This window comes from Aquirufa sp. HETE-40SA (genome assembly GCF_054558635.1).
The window spans coordinates 328362-351613 of record NZ_JBPXKN010000003.1; the positions used below are offsets into that span (position 1 = coordinate 328362).

General features: G+C 39.4%; 25 protein-coding genes. 10 read left to right on the forward strand and 15 right to left on the reverse strand.

What is annotated here, in order from left to right:
• Nucleotides 1–20: 20 nt before the first annotated feature.
• The 5 genes from ACRZ9O_RS09465 to ACRZ9O_RS09485 form a co-directional block, all read right to left on the reverse strand.
• Nucleotides 21–899 carry a sugar phosphate isomerase/epimerase family protein gene (locus ACRZ9O_RS09465; protein WP_459458576.1) on the reverse strand — a complete coding sequence of 293 codons (879 nt, stop codon included), beginning with the start codon at nt 897–899 and terminating at the stop codon, nt 21–23.
• Nucleotides 900–962: 63 nt separating this feature from the next.
• The gene (locus tag ACRZ9O_RS09470; RefSeq protein WP_459458578.1) at nt 963–1589 is read right to left on the reverse strand and encodes an SCO family protein; all 627 of its coding nucleotides are present in this window, start codon (nt 1587–1589) and stop codon (nt 963–965) included.
• On the reverse strand, nt 1567–1971 hold the full coding sequence (locus ACRZ9O_RS09475; RefSeq protein ID WP_459458580.1) for a toxin-antitoxin system YwqK family antitoxin: 405 nt from the start codon (nt 1969–1971) through the stop codon (nt 1567–1569). Before ACRZ9O_RS09475 ends, ACRZ9O_RS09470 begins: the two co-directional genes overlap by 23 nt.
• Nucleotides 1971–3290 (reverse strand): YHYH protein, encoded by a 1320-nt coding sequence (locus ACRZ9O_RS09480; RefSeq protein ID WP_459458582.1) that lies wholly within the window; start codon nt 3288–3290, stop codon nt 1971–1973. Before ACRZ9O_RS09480 ends, ACRZ9O_RS09475 begins: the two co-directional genes overlap by 1 nt.
• Complete coding sequence (locus ACRZ9O_RS09485; RefSeq protein ID WP_459458584.1) at nt 3290–4258, reverse strand: YHYH protein; 969 nt, start codon at nt 4256–4258, stop codon at nt 3290–3292. The genes ACRZ9O_RS09480 and ACRZ9O_RS09485 overlap by 1 nt, the downstream gene beginning before the upstream one ends.
• 113 nt (nt 4259–4371) lie before the next feature.
• Between ACRZ9O_RS09485 and ACRZ9O_RS09490 the strand changes: the two genes are divergently transcribed.
• Genes ACRZ9O_RS09490 through ACRZ9O_RS09500 form a run of 3 tightly spaced genes read left to right on the forward strand, consistent with a single transcriptional unit; the run spans nt 4372 to nt 5643 of the window.
• A complete protein-coding gene (locus tag ACRZ9O_RS09490; protein ID WP_459458586.1) occupies nt 4372–4917 on the forward strand; it encodes an RNA polymerase sigma factor in 546 nt (181 codons plus the stop codon).
• Complete coding sequence (locus ACRZ9O_RS09495) at nt 4914–5180, forward strand: hypothetical protein (RefSeq protein WP_459458588.1); 267 nt, start codon at nt 4914–4916, stop codon at nt 5178–5180. Before ACRZ9O_RS09490 ends, ACRZ9O_RS09495 begins: the two co-directional genes overlap by 4 nt.
• Before the next feature lie 4 nt (nt 5181–5184).
• Nucleotides 5185–5643: a hypothetical protein gene (locus tag ACRZ9O_RS09500; protein ID WP_459458590.1), complete on the forward strand. Its 459-nt coding sequence runs from the start codon at nt 5185–5187 to the stop codon at nt 5641–5643.
• Here the strand turns inward: ACRZ9O_RS09500 and ACRZ9O_RS09505 are convergent.
• The 4 genes from ACRZ9O_RS09505 to ACRZ9O_RS09520 all read right to left on the reverse strand — a co-directional run bounded on the left by ACRZ9O_RS09505 (nt 5640) and on the right by ACRZ9O_RS09520 (nt 10080).
• Nucleotides 5640–7985 carry a TonB-dependent receptor gene (locus ACRZ9O_RS09505; RefSeq protein WP_459458592.1) on the reverse strand — a complete coding sequence of 782 codons (2346 nt, stop codon included), beginning with the start codon at nt 7983–7985 and terminating at the stop codon, nt 5640–5642. The genes ACRZ9O_RS09500 and ACRZ9O_RS09505 overlap by 4 nt on opposite strands.
• A 75-nt stretch (nt 7986–8060) precedes the next feature.
• Nucleotides 8061–8345 carry a hypothetical protein gene (locus ACRZ9O_RS09510; RefSeq protein WP_459458594.1) on the reverse strand — a complete coding sequence of 95 codons (285 nt, stop codon included), beginning with the start codon at nt 8343–8345 and terminating at the stop codon, nt 8061–8063.
• A complete protein-coding gene (locus ACRZ9O_RS09515; protein WP_459458596.1) occupies nt 8345–8719 on the reverse strand; it encodes a putative quinol monooxygenase in 375 nt (124 codons plus the stop codon). The genes ACRZ9O_RS09510 and ACRZ9O_RS09515 overlap by 1 nt, the downstream gene beginning before the upstream one ends.
• Before the next feature lie 44 nt (nt 8720–8763).
• The gene (locus ACRZ9O_RS09520) at nt 8764–10080 is read right to left on the reverse strand and encodes a Gfo/Idh/MocA family protein (protein WP_459458598.1); all 1317 of its coding nucleotides are present in this window, start codon (nt 10078–10080) and stop codon (nt 8764–8766) included.
• A gap of 239 nt (nt 10081–10319) precedes the next feature.
• Between ACRZ9O_RS09520 and ACRZ9O_RS09525 the strand changes: the two genes are divergently transcribed.
• From ACRZ9O_RS09525 to kbl, 4 genes are all read left to right on the forward strand, one after another.
• Nucleotides 10320–11909 carry a beta-N-acetylhexosaminidase gene (locus ACRZ9O_RS09525; protein ID WP_459458600.1) on the forward strand — a complete coding sequence of 530 codons (1590 nt, stop codon included), beginning with the start codon at nt 10320–10322 and terminating at the stop codon, nt 11907–11909.
• A 16-nt stretch (nt 11910–11925) separates the two neighbouring features.
• Nucleotides 11926–12438 (forward strand): DinB family protein, encoded by a 513-nt coding sequence (locus ACRZ9O_RS09530; RefSeq protein WP_459458602.1) that lies wholly within the window; start codon nt 11926–11928, stop codon nt 12436–12438.
• Nucleotides 12439–12501: 63 nt separating this feature from the next.
• Nucleotides 12502–13449, forward strand: coding sequence for an NAD-dependent epimerase/dehydratase family protein (locus tag ACRZ9O_RS09535; RefSeq protein WP_459458604.1), 948 nt, complete (start codon nt 12502–12504; stop codon nt 13447–13449).
• 7 nt (nt 13450–13456) lie between these two features.
• Nucleotides 13457–14650: a glycine C-acetyltransferase gene (kbl, locus tag ACRZ9O_RS09540; RefSeq protein WP_459458606.1), complete on the forward strand. Its 1194-nt coding sequence runs from the start codon at nt 13457–13459 to the stop codon at nt 14648–14650.
• Nucleotides 14651–14703: 53 nt separating this feature from the next.
• Here kbl and ACRZ9O_RS09545 read toward each other — a convergent pair whose 3' ends face one another.
• Together ACRZ9O_RS09545 and ACRZ9O_RS09550 are read right to left on the reverse strand one after the other, a co-directional pair.
• Nucleotides 14704–16248: an alpha-amylase family glycosyl hydrolase gene (locus tag ACRZ9O_RS09545; RefSeq protein WP_459458608.1), complete on the reverse strand. Its 1545-nt coding sequence runs from the start codon at nt 16246–16248 to the stop codon at nt 14704–14706.
• 11 nt (nt 16249–16259) lie between these two features.
• A complete protein-coding gene (locus ACRZ9O_RS09550) occupies nt 16260–18179 on the reverse strand; it encodes a beta-L-arabinofuranosidase domain-containing protein (RefSeq protein ID WP_459458610.1) in 1920 nt (639 codons plus the stop codon).
• A 195-nt stretch (nt 18180–18374) separates the two neighbouring features.
• On the opposite strand from ACRZ9O_RS09550, the gene ACRZ9O_RS09555 reads away from it, so the two are divergent.
• Nucleotides 18375–19229, forward strand: coding sequence for an AraC family transcriptional regulator (locus ACRZ9O_RS09555; RefSeq protein WP_459458612.1), 855 nt, complete (start codon nt 18375–18377; stop codon nt 19227–19229).
• Between the two features lie 131 nt (nt 19230–19360).
• On the opposite strand, the gene ACRZ9O_RS09560 is transcribed toward ACRZ9O_RS09555, so the two are convergent.
• The 3 genes from ACRZ9O_RS09560 to ACRZ9O_RS09570 all read right to left on the reverse strand — a co-directional run bounded on the left by ACRZ9O_RS09560 (nt 19361) and on the right by ACRZ9O_RS09570 (nt 20851).
• The gene (locus ACRZ9O_RS09560; protein WP_459458614.1) at nt 19361–20014 is read right to left on the reverse strand and encodes a hypothetical protein; all 654 of its coding nucleotides are present in this window, start codon (nt 20012–20014) and stop codon (nt 19361–19363) included.
• 3 nt (nt 20015–20017) lie between these two features.
• Complete coding sequence (locus tag ACRZ9O_RS09565) at nt 20018–20398, reverse strand: helix-turn-helix domain-containing protein (protein WP_459458616.1); 381 nt, start codon at nt 20396–20398, stop codon at nt 20018–20020.
• Nucleotides 20399–20563: 165 nt separating this feature from the next.
• Complete coding sequence (locus tag ACRZ9O_RS09570) at nt 20564–20851, reverse strand: GldL-related protein (RefSeq protein WP_459458618.1); 288 nt, start codon at nt 20849–20851, stop codon at nt 20564–20566.
• A gap of 96 nt (nt 20852–20947) precedes the next feature.
• On the opposite strand from ACRZ9O_RS09570, the gene ACRZ9O_RS09575 reads away from it, so the two are divergent.
• Both ACRZ9O_RS09575 and ACRZ9O_RS09580 read left to right on the forward strand, forming a co-directional pair.
• Complete coding sequence (locus ACRZ9O_RS09575) at nt 20948–21454, forward strand: cupin (RefSeq protein ID WP_459458620.1); 507 nt, start codon at nt 20948–20950, stop codon at nt 21452–21454.
• The gene (locus ACRZ9O_RS09580) at nt 21423–22259 is read left to right on the forward strand and encodes a DUF2490 domain-containing protein (protein ID WP_459458622.1); all 837 of its coding nucleotides are present in this window, start codon (nt 21423–21425) and stop codon (nt 22257–22259) included. The genes ACRZ9O_RS09575 and ACRZ9O_RS09580 overlap by 32 nt, the downstream gene beginning before the upstream one ends.
• A gap of 132 nt (nt 22260–22391) precedes the next feature.
• On the opposite strand, the gene ACRZ9O_RS09585 is transcribed toward ACRZ9O_RS09580, so the two are convergent.
• Nucleotides 22392–23177, reverse strand: a complete 786-nt coding sequence (locus ACRZ9O_RS09585; protein ID WP_459458624.1) for a hypothetical protein — start codon at nt 23175–23177, stop codon at nt 22392–22394.
• Between the last annotated feature and the right edge of the window lie 75 nt (nt 23178–23252).

A 23252-nucleotide genomic window follows, 5' to 3' on the forward strand; every position in this document is an offset into this window, starting at 1 on the left:
GTCGCAAAAGTACACTAAGATTATTTAAATCCTATCTTTTCTAAACCCTTATGGCTAATCACGATCGCTTCTAAAGCTGTTTCATTGAAACAAGCATCTTGCTCTACGAAATAGTATTGCATGCCAGACAATTTCTTGTTGTCAAGAATACGTTTGAAATCAATCTTTCCGTTACCTACTGGTGCGAAACGACCTTGATCATCCATATCCTTTACGTGCCAAATTTTGAAACGACCTGGGTAGCGCTTGAAATAATCGACTGGATCCGCGCCAGCTTTAGTTACCCAGTATAAATCCATTTGGAAATTAACATACTTAGGATTGCAGTGCTCTAATAGATATTCGATAGGAACGATCCCCTCTGCATCCTTTACAAATTCGAAGTCGTGGTTGTGGTATAATAATTGTAAGCCAGCCGCTGCACATTTCTCGCCTAATTTGTCTAAGATTTCTGCCAAATTCTTAGCGCCACCTTTCATCGCCATTCGCTTGTTCACATTATCAAACGTAAACAATCCCATAGGGGGAACTGGAATAACAAAGTATTTGAATCCTGCTGCTTTTAAATCGGCGATTTGCTGATCGATATTTTCGAAATTAGCCGATCCTTGATGAGCTGAGATAGGTGTTAATTTCATCTCATCTAAAAGGGATTTGAAATCCGCTGGAGATAAATTATAGAATTTGCCGTTGTTATAACCTGCAGATTCTACGTTTACATAACCGGCTTGTGCTACTTTTTCTAACGTCGCCCGCGCATCTTTCATCGCATCGCGAACGGTATATAAAGCTAATCCTCCGAAACGTTTGTCTGATTGAAATTCTTTATCCGTTGCTTTGAAGGAGAATAGGGTCATCGCTAACATGGCGCATACCGCTACTATTGATTTGATTTTCATAGGTAATGAATTAAATTTTTGTTGAAAATTCAAGTTAATGTATTTTTTCGATAAAATAAGCCCTTACTCCTGCAAAAGCAATTTCATGTCCTCTATGCATTGATCTGCATCTAAGGGAATCGTACCATTATAAATCCCGCGAATGCGGCCTTTTTGATCCACTAAAATGATGTGCTCCGTATGTAAAAATTCCTTCGAGTCCTTATTATAACCGATAGACTCTTCTGCAAAAAAGGATTGGCGGGCGAGGGTGTAGATGGATGCTTTGGGGCCCGTTAACAATGACCAATTCGATGAGGAGATTTGGAATTTTTCGCCAAATTTATGCAGTGTCTTCACATCGTCGAACCAAGGCGTTACGGTAAAAGAAACAAGGGCTACAGTTGAATTTGACTGAAAAGCTTTTTCGATGCGCTTCATTTGAGCGGTCATATCAGGACAAATATTGCTGCAGCGCGTAAAAATGAAGTTCGCGACGTACACTTTTCCTTGAAGTGATTCGCTGCGGAATAATGTACTGTCCTGATTATAAAAGGCGAAAGGTTTAATGCGGTGCGTAATTTTCGAACTAGCCTCCGCCTCACTGATAAAATAGGGATTGAAATCAGGGGTGTTATAAAAAGGAATTTTCGAAACAGAGGTTTCCGAACAAGCCACTAAGAAAATACTAATAAGCCAATAATTTCGCATCGCGATTCTTGCAGTTTTTAGTGCCTAATAAACCATAGCGTCGACCATTTATGATCACAAAATTCGAACGAATTTTGCCGTTTGCATGCCACATCTTTTGGACCCCGTCTTCTTGTCCATTTTTGTAATGAGCTAAGTGAAAAAGTTGTCCATTTTCAGCCCACTCTTTGAGCTCTCCTTCATAAGCATCATTGAACGCGGTGTATTCAAAACGCTTTTTGCCATTCTCCCAAAACGCCGTTTGCAAACCCTGCCGTACTCCATTTTGAATGTATCGAATTTCCCTAATCTGACCAGATGGGAAATGCTTTTTTTCGACTACTATTTTAGGCTCTGATTTAGAACAGCTCCATAAAAAAAGAAGAAGTGCAGCGTATCTCATTATTGTGTTAGTGTACCTGGTGTTCCATAAAACCCATTACCGTTCAAATACGGCGCCTCAGTCGTGAAATGGTAATGATAAATTCCGTTTGGATAATCTACCGTGGCATGGCTATGTCCATGGTAGACATCTAAATTTGCATTCGTCACCGCAGAACCCGTTTCTTCTTGCGGTCCATATACCGGGAATCCGTCCAAAAGGAATCCCATTAGGCCGGATTTAGTAGACTTAACGGTGGTTAGATGCAAAGGTTCCACGTGGTAGTGGTATACCCCTGAGTTTTGTGGATGACCATAAAACTGATCAAATCCCGCCATTTCTCCCTTTAATTCTTGGTTGTTCGGGCCGGCATACTGATTGAAAAATGGTACACCATTTAAAGCAATACCGATGGGACCTAAAGGTGTTGCTGCATGATTTGTTGCCATTACAGGGTTAGCAGGAATTTTGAAAGTAGCCGATTGTTCGATGATGGAATTTGGATTTTTTTCAAAATTATATCCCCCAAAAGTAAGCCCGGAATATGACTGATATAGACTATTGGTCGTTGCATAATAAGGACTTTTATGATCCGGCAACCCGTTTACTTTGATGGAAATAGTCGTCCCATCACTCGTCACACTAGATGCGCCATAGATTTTCTTATATACGGCTGGAACTTTCGCTGATGAAGCAGCTGGAGTAACAATAGAATCATCTGTAGAACAGGCGAAAGATAACACGGCTAACGTAACTACGCTGATGGATTTCTTCATGGGATATTTAAGTAAGAGAAGTAATAAAATAGGAGCAATAAAAAGGAGATAATAATAGTTAAACGCCTGCTCAGAATCCACTGTGATACCCGTAGGCTGAATGTGTACCTGAGCTGAAAAATGATTCGAAGATTGCAATACGAATTGATTCGATTCTGTGGCTCCATCAACGACTTTAAATACCATAAAATGGCTGTTCAGTTCTTTAAAGAACTCATTTTCCACAGAAATAGTAGCTGCATCCGTGGGCAAACCAATCAACGTAAATTTCAAATCCGTTTGGTGGCCTAAATGACATTGGCCATCGTTCAGCGTTACCGATTGTAGAACCCCCGACTTGATTTTAATGGCGCTTTTGACCTGCTGAATTAACTCTTTTTGAAAGGCCTCAGCGGAGCCAAATTTTTTGTTCCCCAGCACACTTTCAAATGCCTCTAACGACGCACTCAGGTGCGCGGTCCACTGCCCTTTCGTGTCTCTAACAAGTGCAAATGTGGAGATTTGTGGACTATGTCCAAAAACACCCAGCGGCAAAAAAAACAGCAAAATAAGTAGGCTACGCATTAATTAGTGGTTACTTCAACGCTACCTTGCGCGCCGTGAAAACAACCGATGAAACTGTTGCTTCCTGCTTTGGCCACATGATAATGATAACCCCTGGTCGTGTCATAATGTCCGCGGCAAGCATCTAAATCTGTCGGTTCTTTATTCGTTTTATCTAACAATTCATACATCCCAAAACCGTCCATCGCATACCCAATCATCGCAGCATGACCATCCGATTGTTCAACTTTCTTACTTTTACCGGTAGCAGCATGGTAATGATAACCCGTTGCCCCATTGACGTGACCGCCTGCATCATCCATTGGAGCTAGTGTGTAGGCGCCTAAAATAGCCTGCGTAGGTGCGGGTGGATCAAAATTGATTCCGTTAAATGCAACCCCTACCATACCGCCCGGAGCGCCGCCACCTAAGGTTGTTGTCCCGTTCGTTTTTATCGGTTTAACAGGAATATAATAAGTTAATTTAATGTTAGAGAAATAGGTCGGTTGGCATTCCACGCAATAATTATTGTATTGTGGATCTACGTCTGGGCGCGCCGCGGCCTGGCAAGCTTCTTTGGTATTGGTTACCTTAATGGTTCCATCGGTCCTAATTAGATTCCATTTCGAATCGTTATAAAAAGTGGCCAAATTTTTCACAAACGCTCCATCCACATCATAGATATTCCCTTTTTCAAACCAAAGCCCCCCCTTACTAGCATCATCCGTCGCATTAGTGGGACACCAAGGGCCCATGACATGATCCGTAGGTGTTTTAGAAGTAGTGATTTTATAACACATCGTGGTCGTACCATTTGAAAGTGTTTTTTCTACTTTAGTGATGGTTCCCACTAAACCTGCTGGGATAAAAAGCGTAGGATCAACCTCTATAATGACGTCTGTATCGTTCGATGGACTAATATCTTCTGATTGGGAACATGCTGTAAATAATAAACAGCTGATGAGTATTTGAATGGATTTGCTTAACATGAGGTTTTCCTTTTTTGTTCTTAGATGCATCGTATCTAGAATTCCTTCGGCTAAAAAATATTTTTATTTCAACCGAAGAATTTGGAAAGCAGAAACATCTAAGGTATGATTGAATGATGGATCGGGAAATTAGGAATTTGATTTCGGGTGACGAGGTGGCTTTCCGGGCTTTGGTAAAAGAATACCAAGGCCGGGTTTTCCATCACGCCATGCAGATTCTACGGAACCGAGAAGAGGCAGAAGATGTGTGTCAAGAGACCTTTATTCAAGTGTATGAGTCGATCAAATCCTTTAAGGGTCAATCTTCGTTGAGTACGTGGATTATTCGGATTGCGATAAACAAGGCTTTGGAAAAGCTACGAAAAGAAAAACGACGAGCGCAGTTGCGGGAATTATTGCCCTGGTGGATGCCAAACGAATCTAAAAGCTATGAGTCCACGGAACTCCACCCGGATATTCAATTAGAAAATAAAGAAAAAGCGCTATCACTTTACCGCGCCATTGACCGATTAAATCCAAACCAACGCGTCGCCTTTACGCTGATAAAATTAGATGAAATGTCGTATGCCGAGGCCAGTGAATTGATGAACTTAAGTATCAAAGCTATAGAATCGCTCGTCAGTCGGGCGAAAGAAAACATTAAAAAAGAATTGAAATGAAAGAAGACCCATTAGACGAACAATTGCAGGTCGTTCAAGGCCTACAGTGGAAAAATCAAACAGAGGTGTTAGATCATTTGTTTGATACCATGCAAGAAAAAGAGCAAAACGAGTCGATGCGTTGGATGGCGGTGGCAAGCTTCGTAGCTATATTTTTCTCCGGTGCCCTATTTTATGCTGGGAAACAAACGCAACAAGAAATCGCCCAAATTCAACTGGAATCCGTAGCTAAATCCTACGCCGCAAACAATTTAACCTATTAAAACCATGGTAAATCAACGCAAAAAAGTGTGGACTTGGGTATTTGGTATTGGCCTATTCATTAATGTGCTTGCGCTCGGATTTTTTGTTTTCAACGAATTCCAACATCGTCCCTTTCCTGGCGGCCCACAATTAAAAAATGTCATCGCTGACGAACTACAATTCAATGAACAGCAGCGGACCATTTATGCTGGTTTCGTCAAAAATCACCAAGATCAATCGGCCGAAATTAGAAATGAGATCGCTGATGCTAAAAAAGCCTATTACCAATTTGAAAATAAAAATCCGCAAGCCCTGCAACAATTAACAGCGACTTACGGAAAATTAGATTCATTGAATTATGCTCACTTTCGCGATATCCGAGGACTATGCAAAGGCCCTCAAATTAAGGCCTTTGATCGCTTAGTGGAAAAGATTTTAACGAGTTCGAACTTTGGTTTTATGGGACCTAGGTCGAGTCGTTAAAACTGCCATTTATACACCACATTAGGGAAGAAGCCTAATTGGTATTTCGTGTTGATGCTTTGGCTTTTATTGTCATAATTCTGCGAAAAAATATTCTTGTGATTCGTCACATTTTGCAAATCCAATGATACCGTATGCGAACGGTTTTTGTTCGCGCTATTTAAGGTGTATCCTACCTTGAAATCTACCCGGTAATAATTTTCATAGAAACTCGAATACTCCTCAGAAGATAGTTGTTCGCGACCGGTTACTTTAGACTTCAAAAGGTCAATCGGGGTGTATGCCCGCCCTCCTGCATTCGTATACTTTACATCAATCGAAATTTTATTTCGACCAGCGCGACCTACCGTCCATTCTTTTCCCCCTAATACATTAAAAATATACTTGCCATTAAAGGCTGTATTTCGTTCAATGCCATCACTGGCGACATATTTTGAATCATACAAGGAGGTCGTAAATAGGCCATAATACCCGTCGCTGAAAAACTTCTCCACCGTTAATTCAAGGCCATAATTCTTGCCCGTTCCTTCATTAACCAAACTATCCTGTAAATCTGTTTTAAATGTCGCCCCTGTATTCAACATCGAATAACTGCTAGCATATGAAGTAACCGGAACATTATAAATGGACTGGTAATACGCCTCCGTCTTAATTCTCCAGTCCTTCCAAGGTTGAACATTATAACCTAAAACCAAGTGGTGACTTTTCGTAAAGTCCAAACCTTGATTTGTGTAACTCTTGCTTCCGCTCGGATTTGTGCTAGCTAAAAAATAAACATTGATCGGCTGCAGTTGGGCATTCAATCCGTAGCCAAAATTCAAACTACTATTATCCGAAGTTGCATAAATCAAGCCCAAACGTGGCTCCAAAGAAGTAGAATTATTCAACGAAAATAATTGGGTATTCAAACCCACATTCATCGTCAATCTTTCGCTAACATCGTATTTAACGTGAGCAAATGCTTGGGCAAGGTTCGTGCTACTATTATAATCCCAAAGCTGCATATAGGTGTCTCTAGCCCTATTTTTAGTTTTATAATTCAAATACAGATCAATCACTTCGTTTCGAATTCCCACCTTAATAAAGGTCCGTGCATTTAGTTTTGAATGGTAAGTGGAACTAAAATTATAGCTCGTTCGAGCTACATTATTTACCTCTTTAATAAAGTCGAGGTTATCGTTTCGGTCAAAATCATAGGACGTTTGGTCATTGCTAGAGTAGCTTACGCCCAAGGTCGAGGTAATGTATGACTTTGATGTCAATTGCTTAAAGTGATTCAAGCCTGTGATTCCTATTTTACTCGCAAAGTCGACCTGATTTCCGTTCCCATATAAGCTACTAGAACTCCCTCCACTGATTTCAATCGTACTGTTTGCCAAAATCCCAAACAAGGAAAATTTGCCATATTTACTATTGCCGCTCGCCACTTTAAAAGACAAGTCTTGGTACGACGGCAAGGCGGTGGTACCGATGTCAACGCCCATTTTTTGTGCGACTCCTGCTAATGAATAGCGATATCCCACCACATAAGATGCGTCACTTTTCTTTGAAAATGGCCCTTCTGTCGTCGCTTCCAAACCGGTTATAACACCCATTTGTAAAGTGGTCTCTCGCTTTTTATTATTCCCAGAACGGAAGCCTAAATCAAAAACACCGGCCGTCGCATTCCCATATTCTGCGGGAAAAGCAGAGGTAAAGAAATCCGAATTTTTTAAGAGATTCGTATTAAGAGCACTTACGGCTCCGCCCGTCGTGCCCACGGAGGCAAAATGGTTAGGGTTAGTCACATTCATTCCATCGATTCGCCACAAAACACCCACTGGAGAATTGCCCCGGATAACGATATCATTTCGGCTGTCGTCCGGCGCAGAAACACCAGCAAAATTGGCGGCTAAACGCGCTGGATCTGAACGACCTCCCGCATAACGATTAACTTCTTCCATCGAAAACGTTCGTGCGCTAACACTCGCTAATTTATTTATCGTTCCGCCCTTGTTACTGGCTTTAACAACGACTTCGCTGAGTTGATTAAACAACTCCTCTAATTGAATATCTAGGATTACTTCTTTCCCAGAAATGACAATCACATTCGGAAGTGTGACGTTTTTATACCCCACGCTAGTGACCTTAATTTCATAGCGATTAGGGGGAATGTTTTTCAAACTAAATTGGCCCAAACTATCCGTTGCCACTCCTTTTTGCAAAGATGCAATTTGAATGCTGGCCCCCGGAATGGGTGTTTGAGAAAGTTTGTCAGTAATAACACCACGTATGGTTTGGGTGTTGTTTTGGGTAAAAGCGTTGAATGAAATCAACAAAAGAATGGATAGGAAACGCCACATAGGAGGATGATTAGTAAATAATTAAAGCAGAATTGCTTATTATTCACTTAGATGATCCAAGCAAAGAATTCCTTCTTAGGTAGTTAAAAAATAAGAAACTATGTTCGCCCATTCTTCCTCCAACGAATATGCCGGACGCGTTTTCTTAGCGCGGGCATACCAATAATCTGCATTCCAAATGTCCCCCTCCTTGCGGTGCAAATAGGCATGAACCCAAGCTGAATCACGGTCACCGAGCTGATCGATGAGGGCATGAGCTTGATCCCAATCGCCTTTGGCATCATACCAAAGACTTTGTAAGACTATAGATAGTTGCGGATCAGGTGCTGGTTGCGACAAAGATTCTTTGAATGATTTCATCAGAAATTTTCTTTCTTAGCTAGGCAAACGATGTCCGTATCGATCAGTTCTAGTGACAAAACCATGTCCTTTACCGCGTCTTTGTATTTCTTAAAATGGGGCGTTAAAATGTGAGACTGATAGGCTTCTGGGCTCGCATAAACTTCGAAAATAATGATGCTCGTCGCGTCTTTTTTATCCGCCACTGCTGTGTAGGATAATACGCCTGGTTCCACTTTTATCGCGGTATTCATCTGCTCATTTAAAAGCGATTTATAGACGTCGAGTTGCTTCGCATCGACTTTGATTTTCGCAATGCGGTGCATGCGATTGGAGTCTTGGGCTTGGATTTGGCCAACGAAAAACAGGAACAGAAGTGTGAATACTAGCTTCATTAGTTGATAATATGAATGATAAGACTTCAAGAAATGCTTTTATGCTATAACTTAATCCCCCACGTTTTATTCAATTTTCTGCCGAGCAATGCATTTGCATCAGCGTCCGTGAATTTTTCAGTTGTTGGATTCCAGGTCAACGATTTATTTACCTCATAGGCAATGTTTCCGATGTTACAAACCGAGGCAGTTCTGTGACCAATCTCTACATCGCAAATAGGCAGGGTGCGATTGCGCATCGCAGATAAAAAGTCCTTATAGTGATTCGTGCTTTGGTAAACGTGCTTTTCATTTGGCCCAATAATGCGATCCTTCAAGGCCGCATTGGATGTTTCTAACTTCTTTCTTTGAACACGCAAAGTTCCTTCGGTACCCACAAACTCGATGGCATTATTCCACTCCCAAGGCTGGTGTGTCATCGTAATTCCGTTCGCGTAAGTGTAGGTCAAAAACTCATTTCCATTCGTTTTAGGAGCATCCACTCGTACGGGGCCACTTCCATCCATATCAAGTGCCCATTGAACAATATCAAACATGTGAGCACCCCAATCGGTCATGCCTCCGCCGCCAAATTCCTTGTATTTTCTCCAATTAGGGAACACATCTTTTGAAATAGGGGGAGCTAATTCAGAGTTAAACGAAACCGCGTCATTAGGTCCTAGCCACTTCTCAAAATCCAATCCAGTAGGTAATTCTTCTGCCATTAAATTATAGCCTGTTGGAGGGGGGCCCACATTCACTTTAATGGATTTCACTTCCCCTATGTAGCCATTACGTATTAATTCAGCTGTTTGTCTAAACTCTGGCCAAGAGCGTTGCATGGATCCTGTTTGAAATACGCGCTTGTATTTTCGAGTCGCATCCACCATCGCGCGTCCCTCTTTTACGGTCAACGAAAGTGGTTTTTCGCAATAAATATCTTTACCGGCTGCAGCAGCACGAACCGCCATGGCTGCATGCCAGTGGTCTGGACTAGCAATGACAACTGCGTCAATGTTTTTAAGTGCTAACAGTTCTCTAAAATCTTGGTATTGGGCTATATCAGCATACGTTCCTAGCGAAGATGATTTCGAATAAATGTCTTTTACGCGATCTAAAAATAGGTTGGCTTTTGCTTGATACACCTCTGATATAGCTGCAATTCGAACCTCCCCAGTAGTCAAAAATGAATTGGATAATCCTCTCGCCTGCTTTCCTGTTCCAATAAAACCTAAATTAATGAGATCACTTGGTGCCAAGTATGGAGAACCATCTGGACGAATTCCTCCTAAAACATGTCGAGGAACGATAAAAAATGAGCCAAAGGCCAAACTTGCTTTCGTTAGAAAATCGCGTCTTTTAATCGAGTTTGAGGTTTTCATAAGGTAGGTTTGAGGTTTAAAGTTGCACTTAAAAATCAAATCAACTTAAAATTAATGGATTACCCAAAAATTCTGCCGATAAATAAACCTATAAGCCCGCTACAGTGTCAACCCATTTAGCCTTCGAAACGGTTCCAAAGAAGGGTGTATGAATCGTTTCGTTCCATCCGCTAACAGGTAATTTTAATTAGTAAACTATTTTTGGTTAATTTGATTCATCAAAACCTATTCAATCTCGCATGAAAATTTTCGCTCTACTCGTTTTTGTCTCGTTCGCAGGATTCGCACAAAACAACTACAACCTCATTCCTTTACCCAAAGAAGTGGTACCCCAAACGGGTCAATTTGTGGTCAAAAAATCTACCACGATTGGCTTTTCTCATGCCGAATTTGCTCCCGTGGCGAATTTATTACAAGAATATCTTCAAGGGCTTAGTTCTTTCCCTATCAGCGTAAAAGCCTCGAAATCGGCAGTGATTCAATTTTCGCAGAATTCGAATTTAGGTGAGGAAGCATATACGCTTCAGATTAGTTCGAATAAAATTGCTATTCAAGCTAAAACAGGCAAGGGCGCTTTTTATGCTTTGCAAACTTTATTGCAATTAATGCCTGCACAAGTATATGCTGGGTCGCCTTTAACGGGAAGTATTTCGATTCCAAACGTACAGATTAAAGATGAGCCCCGGTTTTCCTACCGTGGATTGATGCTAGATGTAGGCCGTTATTACTTTCCCGTGGCATCAGTTAAGCGCTTCATCGATCTAATGGCGGTATACAAAATGAATACTTTTCATTGGCATTTAACAGAAGATCAAGGCTGGCGCATTGAAATCAAAAAGTATCCGTTGTTGACCTCGATTTCTTCTGTGCGCAAAGAAAGTATGTTAGGCCATTATGGGGACCAAAAATATGACGGCAAACCACATGGCGGATTTTACACCCAAGAGGAGGTGAAAGACATCGTCGCTTATGCGAAGAAAAAATACATTGAGGTAATTCCTGAGATTGAAATGCCGGGCCATTCTCAGGCGGTTTTGGCGGCATATCCGCAATTCGGGGCTAATGCCGATAAGCTCTACCAGGTAAAAACGAAGTGGGGAGTTTCGGAAGATGTACTATTTCCACGGGAGGAAACCTTTACGTTTTTGGAAGACGTATTAACCGAGGTGATGGCTCTTTTTCCAGGCCAATATATTCATATAGGTGGAGATGAATGCCCGAAAACACAATGGAAAGAAAGCCGGTTCTGCCAAGATTTAATTAAGAAACTGGGCTTAAAAGATGAGCATGAATTACAGAGTTATTTCATCCGTAGAATTGATAAATTCGTCACTTCAAAAGGCAAAAAACTACTGGGTTGGGACGAAATCTTAGAAGGGGGAATTTCTCCGAATGCGATGGTCATGTCATGGCGTGGGACAAAAGGGGGAATTGAAGCAGCGAAACAAAACCACGATGTGGTGATGTCCCCTAATTCGTATTTCTATTTAGATTATTACCAAGCGGATCCTAAAACAGAGCCGCTGGCTATTGGTGGCTTATTGCCATTGAGTAAAAGTTATTCATTTGAACCGAATCTTCCTGAATTAACGGCAGAGGAGGCGAAGCATGTGGTCGGAATCCAAGCGAATGTTTGGACGGAATACATCAGCAATATTACTTACGCTGAATACATGACTTATCCCCGTGCTTTAGCGCTTTCTGAAATAGCGTGGTCGGCGAAAGAATCCAAAAATTATGCTGATTTTAAAAAGCGCTTGACAGGCCATTTGCCAGCCATGGATGCACAGAAAATCAACTACTCGAAAGCTTTTTTAGCGCAGCCCTAATTTATAGATTAATAGCATGGATAAGCATACCCTTATTAAAAAGCTGACTGAAAATCACCAGGAATTTATAGCCTGTGTAGATCAACTTTCAACGGAAGAATTTAGTGTAAGCAGAAACGAAAAATGGACGGCAGGCCAACAGCTAGAGCACATTTATCTTTCTGTCAAACCCGTAGGATTGGGATTCAGTTTGCCTAAGTTTTTATTAAAGCTTATTTGGGGGAAATCGAACAGAGAAGGGAGAAGCTATGATGCGTTAATAGAACGATATCAGGCTAGATTAGAAAACGGAGGTAAAGCCTCGGGGCCATTTGTTCCTAAAAAGGTTGACCTGAAAAAGGGCCAAAAATTAAAAGAAAACCTAAAAAAAGAAGTCTTACATTTATGTTTATACATTGAAAAGATTTCTGAAGAGAACCTCGATTACTATGTTTTACCACATCCATTATTAGGAAAACTCACCTTGCGAGAAATGCTTTACTTTACCCTTTATCATGTAAAACACCATGAAAAGCAAATAAGGGGTTGAAGATTTGTTAATAAATCGCTCAACATTGGTAATTTTATACACTTATCAACAAACAAACTATAAATGAATAAACTATTGGTGATTGGTGCTGGCGGTCAACTAGGATCTGAGCTCACCAAAGCCTTAGTCAATACATACGGTAGCGATGCGGTCATTGCAACAGATTTTCAAGAAAGTGTAAAATCTACATTTGACTACTGCCGCTTTCAAACCCTTGATGTATTAGACAAAGACGCAATCGCGCATTTTATACAAGAAGAAAAGATTACGCAGGTCTATCATTTAGCTGCGATTCTTTCTGCTAATGGAGAAAAAAATCCCGTTCAGGCCTGGGATATTAACATGCGAGGTTTGTTAAATGTATTAGAATTAGCGAAAGAATGTAAGCTGGATAAAGTGTTTTGGCCTAGTTCCATTGCTGTTTTTGGCCCCAATTCCCCTAAAACCAACACCCCGCAAGACGCCTTTAAAAATCCCACCACAGTGTATGGTATCTCTAAATTAGCCGGCGAGCATTGGTGTGAATATTATTTCAACACCTATGGTGTAGACGTGCGAAGTCTACGTTTCCCAGGACTAATAGGCTATAAATCATTGCCCGGTGGTGGCACAACCGATTATGCTGTTGACATTTATTACAAAGCCATAAACAAGGAGCACTTTAGCTGCTTCCTACAAGAAGACACGGCCCTACCCATGATGTACATGGAGGATGCTGTGCAAGCTACCTTACAATTAATGGCCGCTCCAGCATCTAACATCCAAATCAGAACTAGTTATAATCTAGCTGGAATGAGTTTTTCTCCGCAAGAAATAGCGGAAAGCATTCGTGCTCACTATCCAGAATTTAGCATTAATTACGCACCAGATTTCAGACAAAAAATTGCAGATTCGTGGCCATCGAGTATTAATGATGACTGCGCTAGAAACGACTGGGGTTGGAAAGCCTCGTTTGGCTTAACTGAAATGACCGCTGAAATTATCTCTAAACTACCACAACATTTAAAGTAAACGAGCTATGTACGAACAATACAAGTCCTTCATCACAAAAGAAATTGATTCCATCAAGGAAGCTGGGTTATACAAAAAAGAGCGTGTCATTACCTCGCCACAATCTGCCGAAATTACCATTCAAGGCGGTCAAAAAGTGTATAATTTTTGTGCGAATAACTACTTAGGCCTTTCTTCTCATCCTGCCGTAATTCAAGCCGCAAAAGACGCAATTGATACCCATGGATTTGGGCTATCGTCAGTTCGATTTATTTGTGGAACACAGGATATTCACAAAACCTTAGAAGAAAAAATATCTGCCTTTTTAGGAACTGAAGATACGATCCTGTACGCTGCGGCTTTTGATGCAAATGGAGGGGTTTTTGAGCCGCTTTTAGGAGAAAAAGATGCGATCATTTCTGATGCATTGAACCATGCCTCCATCATCGATGGCATCCGTTTATGTAAGTCGATGCGCTACCGATATGAGCATAATTCGATGGACGATCTAGAGGCTAAATTAAAGCAAGCGGTGGCGGATGGGGCTGTACAAAAAATGATTGTCACAGACAGCGTTTTTTCGATGGATGGCACCATTGCACAATTGGATAAAATCGTCGCCTTAGCTGAAAAATATGAAGCCCTGATTATGATTGACGAATGTCATTCCTCCGGCTTTATGGGAAAGACGGGACGTGGGGTGCACGAACAAAAAGGGGTGATGGGTAAAATTGATATCATTACGGGTACCCTAGGCAAGGCGTTAGGCGGAGCATCAGGAGGGTTTACCTCTGGCCGCAAGGAAATCATTGACCTATTAAGACAGCGATCTAGACCTTATTTATTTTCAAATACCTTAGCGCCATCCATTACTGGTGCATCCATAGCTGTTTTTGATATCTTGTCTAAGACAACAGAATTGCGCGATAAACTGGAGGAAAATACGGCGTATTTCAGAGAGCGAATTGTGGCCGCAGGTTTCGATATAAAGCCAGGCGAACACCCGATCATCCCGATCATGTTATACGATGCGGTTATCTCCCAAAAAATGGCGGAAAAACTCTTAGAAAAAGGGATTTACGTAATTGGTTTTTACTATCCGGTGGTGGCCAAAGGTCAAGCCAGAATTCGTGTACAAATATCTGCAGGACATACAAGAGAACAATTAGATCACGCAATTGCTGCCTTCACCAGTGTGGGTAAGGAACTGGGGGTAATTTAACTGATCCATTACCCCCAATCTATCCCGGTGTTTGCGCGCTATGAGCGCGTTCATTACTTAATTTTCCAGACTGAAACTTGATAGGGTTTCAAGGTATTTTTGCGTTGCAAGGATTGGCTTTTGTCCATCAAATTAGGGGTCGCGCGGCGAAAATCATCATAGACGAACTCTTGCGTTTGATCAGATAAATTAACGGACACTAACATCGTATTATCCCCTTCAATTCTGTGAAAACTATACACCTGGTTATTAGCATTGGACACATTTTCGTGCTTGCCATGAACAAAAGCCTTATAGCCTTGCTTCAATTTTATCACCTGCTTGTAATAATTAAACAATGAAGTAGGGTCCTTCATTTGTTCTTCTAACGAAATCCCATCATTCGGTTTCAGATTTGCATTTGTCCACCATTTTCCGGTGTTTTTATACCAAAATGACATTCCTTCCCCTTCCCCAGTTTTATACCAGTCAAAGGCTTCTCGCAGACCAATATCATTCCCATCCGTTCCGCCATAGGAATTTACTTTACCTTGCATGCCTATCTCTTGTCCATAATAAATAGAAGGTATTCCCCCGATAAGAAACATCAAGGCTGCAGCAACTTTTTGTTTCTCTACATTCGGCACTAAAGAAGCAAATCGATTTAGATCGTGGTTTTCAATGAAAATAAGTTGCTCTTTCCCTTTAGGTGTTTTATTCAAGATAATAGCTGCATTCTGGATTAATTGCTGTTTGTCAAAAGATAAAATAGCCGTCTTTAATCCGAACCCAAACATCCTATCCACCGTCGCTTTTTCGAAATATTCGAATCCATAGTCATTCCAATCTGCTTGCTCTGCCACAATAGTAATTTTAGGATTTACCTTTTTGATTTCTGCTATTAATGGCTTCCAAAATTCAGTGAAAAGATTGGTAAGCTTAGGCTTAGCATCTAAATGATCCATGACATGATCTAATCTAAATCCATCCACGCCATCATTGAACTTGCCATCCTGATTAGGGTCAATGAAATAAGAAAACAGTTTAATATTGTAATCTAATACTTTAGGACTCTTTAAGTTTACCGTGGTCGCCTTGATTATTTTACCATCAAAACCTTTTAATTCCTTTAGATCAAAAACCATAGTGGAAGGTACTTGATGCTTCTCATCATCAAACAAAATATAGTCACTGTATTTTGAATTAAGATTTCCTACGGCATCCTTCCACCACAAATGTTCTGATGTAACATATTGAGTTTCCATATCCATGTAGACCTTCATCCCTCTTTTGTGAATGTCTTTGACTAATTCAATGTAGTCCTTCATCGTCCCAAATTCTGGATCTATTTTCTCAAAGTCACTCGCAAAATAATTGTGATAACAATCCGCTTCGTAAAGAGGTAAGAGCAAGATGGACGTAACCCCAAGGTCTTGGAGGTAATCTAATTTTAAACGCAATCCATTTAAATCCCCATTATTATCTCCATTGCTATCATAAAAACTTCGCTGAAAAACATGGTAAATTACTTCTCCTTTAGTGATCTTTGGTTGAGTAGTTTGTGCCCAAATAAGGTTGCTTATTGCCAATAAAAGGCACAATTGAAGGTATTTTTTCATTTGCAAGAGGATTAAAAACTGGTTTGTCTTAAGATGGTTTTATTGAATGGAATTAAGGTGATATTCTGTAGTAGATTCGTGGATTGGTTTATGGCATTCATGGTGATCTGGCCATTCTTGAAAGTTGCTTGGTTCGCTTCTACGAATTTAAACCGAGTGGTTTCTGTAGGCTTATACAGGATATCATCAAAATTAGGATAATACGATTTACCCTTTACCTCCATAGCATCTATTGGTTTTGCATAAAATAGTGCTCCGTAGCGAACATATTTTTCCTTATTTAAATCTTCTTTTACTTGAACCTCAGCCTTAAATGCCATTTCAATTACGTCCTCTTTTGCAAATGACCTGTCGAAAACTAAGAAGCCATTTTCAAGTGTATATTTCTCTTTCGTATTTATCTCCGTCGCCCATTCAGGTTTTCTAATCTTGATTTTGAAAGAAGCATTGCCCGGGTTTGAAATTTTAAAAGCAAAAGAATTTTGAAAAGGATACTCAGTAATGGTTTCTATTGTTACGCTCTGATTATTTACGGTTGTTTGAAGGATATTTGGCATTAAAAGCACATTGACTAACATGTTCGCATTTTCTTTCAGCCACGCTTTTTCTAAAAAATACGGGGTGATTCTTCCTGCATTAGGATTACAACAAACTGCAGCATCTTGATGAGCAGGAGAGTATTTGTATCTAGTTTGCTTTCTATTTGACTCCTCTTCCCCATTTCTAGTGCCTAACATTTCAAACGAATTATCTGTTTTTAGATAGGCAATACAGGAATAAATAGGGTTTCTGGAACCTTGTGCGGCGTTGTAAAAAATGGTTTCAATCGCTTCTGCGGTTTGGGGATTACCTTGTTTTTGAAACAATACCGTGTAGCTATCCATTAATTCGTGTAAGGAGCAATACTCATATCCGGTGTTAGTCGCATTCGCATATCTTCCGGAAATCCACTCATCGCCTGTGGCACCACCAGTAGGAGTAGTCGTCTTCTCTATTCTGTGTAGGTAGATTGCTAGAGCAGATTTAATTTCTTTGTTATAAGAGGCGTACGCCGCTACAATTAAGGGGCGTAAATGCTCATAGGTATGAACGCCATGGCTGGATAATTTGTAGGTCGGATTTAAAATAGACGCTAGTTGGACGTCCTTTTCTGACTGATACGTTTTGCTAAAATCTTGGTACAGAAATAAGGCGTAATCGGTGTATTTTTTATTTCCAGTAATTTGATACATTTTATCGAGGACATCTGTAAATGTCAAGCCGTGGGAAACTCCTCCGTTGAATTCTTTTCCGGATGAAAAGGGGCTTGACTTATAGATGGGATAATTTGTCATGACATTATGAACCGCTTTCTCGATCGCTTTCCATACTGTTTTATCCTTAGAATATTCATAGTATGCCAAAAGCCCTCTATACATCGTTGCCTTCGACCATAATTCTCCATTTTCCGTATTGAATTTATACCTCAACTCTTGATCATAAATACCAATGTATCCATCTTCATCTTGTGTTTTCAATACCCCTTGAATATACTTTTCTACTTTTTTAAGGCCCGCCTTATCATTTAAAAGAATAACATTTCTAATGTACCCATCCCACCAGTTAGACTGGGTTTCACTGTTCCACCATTTGTATTGTTCAGAACCTTCGGTGTCACCTTCTTTATTGTTGCCTAAATCCTTCATTTTTGAGTTTTTATGCAAACGAGCTGAACTATAGATGGGATCATTCATTAAATCAGGGACGATAACATCTAAATTCCCTACGAATCCCTCCACATCTTTTTGCATTTGTGATTTGATCCAGCCGGCAGGTTTTACACTTCCAAAGGGCAATATTTGGTATTTTTCTTTCCCTTTAATCGTGGATTCGGTTTGTGATTTCACAAAGAAAGAAGCAAGCATGAATAGCACGAGATATAGTTTCTTCATGGGTAATTAGGAAAAATTATGATGTGAGTACATTTTCTTCTGAAGCTTCATTCCCATTTAGAGGAGAATACTTGTCTTTTTTACGGTTCAAAATTATTTATTCAACATTGATCGGATTAACATAAATTTGTTAAACTATAAGACAATATTGAATTCTAATTGAAATTAATGCCGCATATAAGTTAATATTAAGCTATGAAAGCAAAATTAGAAGATATCGCCTCCGAAAAAGGGCATTCCAGTTTTTATGCCTATCGGTTTCGGGTCCCCTTTTTTGAGTTTAAATGGCACTACCATCCTGAGTACGAATTAACATGTATCCTAAAAGGAAATGGTTATCGAATTGTAGGCAATTCCTATGAGCAATTTGTGGAAGGTGATTTAGTTTTATTGGGGACTAATTTACCTCACACATGGTCCACCAAATTAAATGACGCTAGCCATTCTGAGGCGGTCGTTATTCAATTTTCAAAGGAGTTTATTTCCCCCTTTATCGGGCTTAACGAAGGGCATTTGATAAAGAATATGCTAGAGGCCTCGGCTAGGGGAATGCGATTTGAGGCGGATGAAACATTTGGCTTAAAAATGATCGAATTAACCGAGTGCAAAGGGATAGAAAGAATAATGAAATTAATTTCTTTATTAGATGATTTATCACAAAAGACAGCTGCCATTATTGCCCCTAATACATTTCACAATATCGTCTCTAAGAAAAGTGAAATGCGCATAAATACCGTTTGCGTTCATATCCAGAACAACTTCTATAACAACTTGTCTCTAAAAGAAGTAGCTGACCTGATAAGTCTAACGGAAAGCAATTTTTGCAAGTTTTTTAAAAAGGCAACAGGAACAACTTATTCTAATTACTTAAATGAAATAAGGATAAATGAGGCGAGTAGAATGCTGGTCCAAACCGATAAAACCATTAGCCAAATATGCTTTGATTGTGGTTTCGAAACCTTAAGTTATTTCAATCGCGTGTTTTTGAAAAAGAAGGCCATCACTCCCTCTGGCTACAAAAGAAATCAACAAGAATACTCTCTCCCGTAGCCTATATCAATAATTATAGCGGTTTTAGGATAGTTAAACGAATGAATAAAGACTAAAGATGCAGCTGCGTTTATTTGTCTACTATCATGCTACTAAATTGAGAAAATCTCATTTATAAATAGCGCCTATTCTCACCCTAGTAATTTACCATATAGCGTTGCTATTTTCGCCTTCTGAGCCACTAATGCTGCCCCCTGAATACTGGCTTTTTTAGCCTCCCATAAAGCGGGCATGGCAACCTTGCCTCGCGAAAGCGAATACATCCAGAATAGATCAATGAAATTAATAAAGAGATTCGCTCGATAAAAGGTGGACGCGTTTTCTAGCTGAAATCCGAATTTTTGTAAGGTTCTATCATTGAAAAAATAGGACGTACCTACGATCGTGACAGATTCAGGAATCTGCTTATTTTCGATTAGAGAAACTAGCTCTAATAATCCTTCCAAATGATAAGCAAGTAACCTATTTCTTAATTCAATTCCAGGCTTACAATTTCTCAAGACAAAAAGATGATCAAAACTCGTTCCGCTATGTAAATCGATCTGTTTCTCGTTCGCCATATAGCCTAAAAGCATAGGTGAATAATAGGTATATCCCCCTGTTAATTTAAAAATAGGCGTATACAAAAATTGGCTAATGGGAACGTATAAAATGAACGCTGCGTAAAATAAGGGTTGATCAGAACCCTTTTCGATGATCAAAACCGCCAGAAAAAAACCAGCCAAAAGGAATAGAATGGATTCGATCCAGACTAAAGCTTTTGGCTGGTTATAAAAGTCATTCATTCCTTATTTGTTATTCCAGCCATCTATAATGCCGGCTTTAATTTGATCATAATTGGAAATAAAAGAAACGATTAAGATTACCCAAATAATTACCTTCCAATTGTTTTTTACAAGTGTTTTTAAGTCCGTGATAAACTGATTCATATCCGTGATTTTAATGGTGAAATTAAACTCGTAGGGTTTAGCGTCAGTCGTTGTGGAGTATTCGGACAAATCTGTTTTCAAAGCCTCGCCTATCACCTTCAACGAATGAAGACTGGGTTTCACTTCATTATTCTCAATTCGCTGAATTGTTCTGAGCGTTAATCCGGCTTGTTCAGAAAGTTCTTTTTGGGAATAATTCAAACTTGTTCTAATCTCCTTAACTCTGGCACCAAATTCCATTTGCAAATATGATCGTTACTTTTTTCTACTTATTGACAGCGGTGCGTCATTTAGACGACATTTAAAATGCCGACTTGATTACATCTCTAAAAATCAAGACGAGAAAGACTAAAACACCCACAATAACTTCGTTTCGATACTTTTTAAAAAATTGATTCATACTAATTATATTATACGTTTTCTTCCCATTAGTACATAAAGCATCCCTGCCAAGGCGCCTAAAATCCCCATAAAAATAAAGGCAATCGTCCACATAAATTTTTCATTGGTATTAATTCTGACAGATCCCCAAATTTCAGATAATGCAGCAACTATAAATACCCCATTAGCTACCATTCCCACAATCAAAAGTTGATCCGCACCCGGAAGATGTAAAATCTTCATAAACGCCCCCAAAAGTTCAAAAATAAGGCTAATGACAAAGCTCCATTTAACTACGATTCCTATATTCATGGTTTATCTTCCTATTTAAAAATCAAATTAAATGATAAACAATTACATAACCATAGGTCAGATTATTTAACTTGTTTTTCTAAACCTTTCAAACCCATGAAACAAGTTGACATCATCACCTATTATTTCAAGAATGACGGAGATATTCCGAACAATATTCTACCGGTGGTTATATACAAAAATGTGCTTCAGAACTTTGCAAATAAGGACTTTGAACACTTATTTTGCCAAAATGGCTGGGCAAATAATTGGCACGATATCATCTTAACTGAGGACCATTTTCACAGCAATACCCATGAAGTTTTAGGATTACAAAGTGGCCAAGTGAGCTTAAAGCTAGGGGGCAAGAATGGCGAAATTATCAACGTTGAAACAGGGGACATGATTATTTTACCCGCTGGAGTTGGGCATTATTCAGTCGACAATTCTGTTGAATATCAATTTGTGGGCGGGTATCCTAACGGGGCAGAATGGAACTTAAAATTTAGTTTGCAAAAGGAAGACAGTCCGTCTATTTTAGCAGAAATCGCGAATATCCCTATTCCACAAAAAGACCCTCTTTTTGGTATCGATGGGCCGCTTTCAACGTATTGGAAATACTAAATTAAGCGTACTTTTATGGATGATGTATAGAAAAATTACCCTATTCTTAGCTATTTTATTTGTTTCTTGTCAATATTCATTAGCACAAAATAATCGCTTAACAACCTCGAATACCATTGGTTGGTACAATTATTTTGGCACTTTCAAACTATCCGAAAAAACCGGAATTCACACAGAATATCAATGGAGACGAAATGACCTAATTTCAAATTGGCAACAAGGCCTATTAAGAGTTGGGCTCAACTACCATGTGACTCCAAGAGTATTATTTAGAGTAGGCTATGCGTGGGCTGAAACATTTCCCTATGGGGAATACGCTCTCAATAAATTAGGTAGAGAATTTACAGAACACCGTATTTTCGAAATGGTTCAACTATCTCATAAAGAGGGAGTTGTAGATATTTCTCACCGATTTATGTTAGAACAACGATTTATTGGGCGATATAGTTCGGCTAATGAAACGACCGAAGACGAGTATCCGCTATCAAACAGGGGCAGGTATATGGTTCGCCTTCAGGTTCCTTTACGTGGGCGAGAGATAAAGGATAAAATGGCCTACTTTGCAGTATATGATGAGGTGCTTGTTGGGTTTGGGGAAAATGTAAATGCTAATGTATTTGACCAAAATAGAATTGGCATTTTGCTCGGTTATCGTTTCAATAAAACTCTTCGAATTGAAGGAGGATATTTAAACCAAACACTACAATTAGGAAGGCAAATTAACGGCTTAAATGTATTCCAAAATAATAATGGATTAATCATCAATGCTAACTTCAATTTTGATTTATTGAAGCCAAAAGATTAACCAGCTAGTAACTACTAATTAAGCTGTTTCACTAGAAAAAGTGCTAGACATAGACGTACTGACAATAAGCAAATCAACCACTCACACAAAAGTGTAAGTGGTTGATTAAAACTACCAAAAACTTTTTGATACTTATTTCTTAGCAGTAGTGCCTTTAAGTACCTTGAAAATAGGTGAGTAAGTGAATCCCTCAGGAATATACGTAGTCATCTTCGACTTTTGGATCACTTCATTATAGCCCGGAATTGGAGTACCGCCAATTCTAAATTTCATAATATCTTCTAAACTTTTGAAGCCATCCCAAGACATAATGGTATTATAACTAGTATCCTTAGTAGGGAAGGTTAATCTTCTTCCTACACCCCAAACTTTCATATTTATTTTGCTCATATTTTTCACAAAAAACGGCTTCCATAAAGCCTTGTTTTCAGCAATAAAACCAGCTGTATTTACAGGTCTTCCAAAATTAAATTGGAAATACTCTGCTTGACCTCCTGCATCATACGCTTCATCATCTACCACAAAAATGTTACGCATATCTTTCGTCCATTTGAATGATGCGCCTAGGGTTTTTGTTTGTTCCATTTCAGCTGGAGTAAGTACTTTGCTCGCATTCAACCACCAAGCAGATTTAGATCCTAATAGATCATCAATGTTATTTGCCCATTGAACAAACACATAATTGTATTCTCCTGGAATCTCTAATTGATTGAATTGTTGAATCTTAAATAAGCCCCAATAAAGGATATCCCCTTTGTTTACAGCTTCTTGCGCGGCTTTTGCATTTAACTCTGTTTCTAGCTTTTCAAAGGCCTTTAAATCGCCTTCAATTTTTACTGTGTGCAATGAAAATACTTTTTGAGCATTTGCCATTTGGACCGTACATAATACGGCGATGAGTAAAAGAATTTTTTTCATGTTTTTATAAGTTTTAAAGGTTGTGGGTATCAATATGATACCGATATAAAGATATGCTTTTTTTACACTTTTGAA

Coding starts and splice junctions, on each gene's coding strand:
- ACRZ9O_RS09530 (WP_459458602.1), top strand. CDS start 11,926: ATGGATAAGCATACCCTTATTAAAAAGCTGACTGAAAATCACCAGGAA.
- ACRZ9O_RS09500 (WP_459458590.1), top strand. CDS start 5,185: ATGGTAAATCAACGCAAAAAAGTGTGGACTTGGGTATTTGGTATTGGC.
- ACRZ9O_RS09580 (WP_459458622.1), top strand. CDS start 21,423: ATGGGCCGCTTTCAACGTATTGGAAATACTAAATTAAGCGTACTTTTA.
- ACRZ9O_RS09560 (WP_459458614.1), bottom strand. CDS start 20,014: ATGAATGACTTTTATAACCAGCCAAAAGCTTTAGTCTGGATCGAATCC.
- ACRZ9O_RS09520 (WP_459458598.1), bottom strand. CDS start 10,080: ATGAAAACCTCAAACTCGATTAAAAGACGCGATTTTCTAACGAAAGCA.
- ACRZ9O_RS09525 (WP_459458600.1), top strand. CDS start 10,320: ATGAAAATTTTCGCTCTACTCGTTTTTGTCTCGTTCGCAGGATTCGCA.
- ACRZ9O_RS09565 (WP_459458616.1), bottom strand. CDS start 20,398: ATGGAATTTGGTGCCAGAGTTAAGGAGATTAGAACAAGTTTGAATTAT.
- ACRZ9O_RS09485 (WP_459458584.1), bottom strand. CDS start 4,258: ATGTTAAGCAAATCCATTCAAATACTCATCAGCTGTTTATTATTTACA.
- ACRZ9O_RS09545 (WP_459458608.1), bottom strand. CDS start 16,248: ATGAAAAAATACCTTCAATTGTGCCTTTTATTGGCAATAAGCAACCTT.
- ACRZ9O_RS09550 (WP_459458610.1), bottom strand. CDS start 18,179: ATGAAGAAACTATATCTCGTGCTATTCATGCTTGCTTCTTTCTTTGTG.
- ACRZ9O_RS09510 (WP_459458594.1), bottom strand. CDS start 8,345: ATGAAATCATTCAAAGAATCTTTGTCGCAACCAGCACCTGATCCGCAA.
- ACRZ9O_RS09535 (WP_459458604.1), top strand. CDS start 12,502: ATGAATAAACTATTGGTGATTGGTGCTGGCGGTCAACTAGGATCTGAG.
- ACRZ9O_RS09575 (WP_459458620.1), top strand. CDS start 20,948: ATGAAACAAGTTGACATCATCACCTATTATTTCAAGAATGACGGAGAT.
- ACRZ9O_RS09490 (WP_459458586.1), top strand. CDS start 4,372: ATGATGGATCGGGAAATTAGGAATTTGATTTCGGGTGACGAGGTGGCT.
- kbl (WP_459458606.1), top strand. CDS start 13,457: ATGTACGAACAATACAAGTCCTTCATCACAAAAGAAATTGATTCCATC.
- ACRZ9O_RS09555 (WP_459458612.1), top strand. CDS start 18,375: ATGAAAGCAAAATTAGAAGATATCGCCTCCGAAAAAGGGCATTCCAGT.
- ACRZ9O_RS09515 (WP_459458596.1), bottom strand. CDS start 8,719: ATGAAGCTAGTATTCACACTTCTGTTCCTGTTTTTCGTTGGCCAAATC.
- ACRZ9O_RS09470 (WP_459458578.1), bottom strand. CDS start 1,589: ATGCGAAATTATTGGCTTATTAGTATTTTCTTAGTGGCTTGTTCGGAA.
- ACRZ9O_RS09505 (WP_459458592.1), bottom strand. CDS start 7,985: ATGTGGCGTTTCCTATCCATTCTTTTGTTGATTTCATTCAACGCTTTT.
- ACRZ9O_RS09570 (WP_459458618.1), bottom strand. CDS start 20,851: ATGAATATAGGAATCGTAGTTAAATGGAGCTTTGTCATTAGCCTTATT.
- ACRZ9O_RS09495 (WP_459458588.1), top strand. CDS start 4,914: ATGAAAGAAGACCCATTAGACGAACAATTGCAGGTCGTTCAAGGCCTA.
- ACRZ9O_RS09585 (WP_459458624.1), bottom strand. CDS start 23,177: ATGAAAAAAATTCTTTTACTCATCGCCGTATTATGTACGGTCCAAATG.
- ACRZ9O_RS09475 (WP_459458580.1), bottom strand. CDS start 1,971: ATGAGATACGCTGCACTTCTTCTTTTTTTATGGAGCTGTTCTAAATCA.
- ACRZ9O_RS09465 (WP_459458576.1), bottom strand. CDS start 899: ATGAAAATCAAATCAATAGTAGCGGTATGCGCCATGTTAGCGATGACC.
- ACRZ9O_RS09480 (WP_459458582.1), bottom strand. CDS start 3,290: ATGCGTAGCCTACTTATTTTGCTGTTTTTTTTGCCGCTGGGTGTTTTT.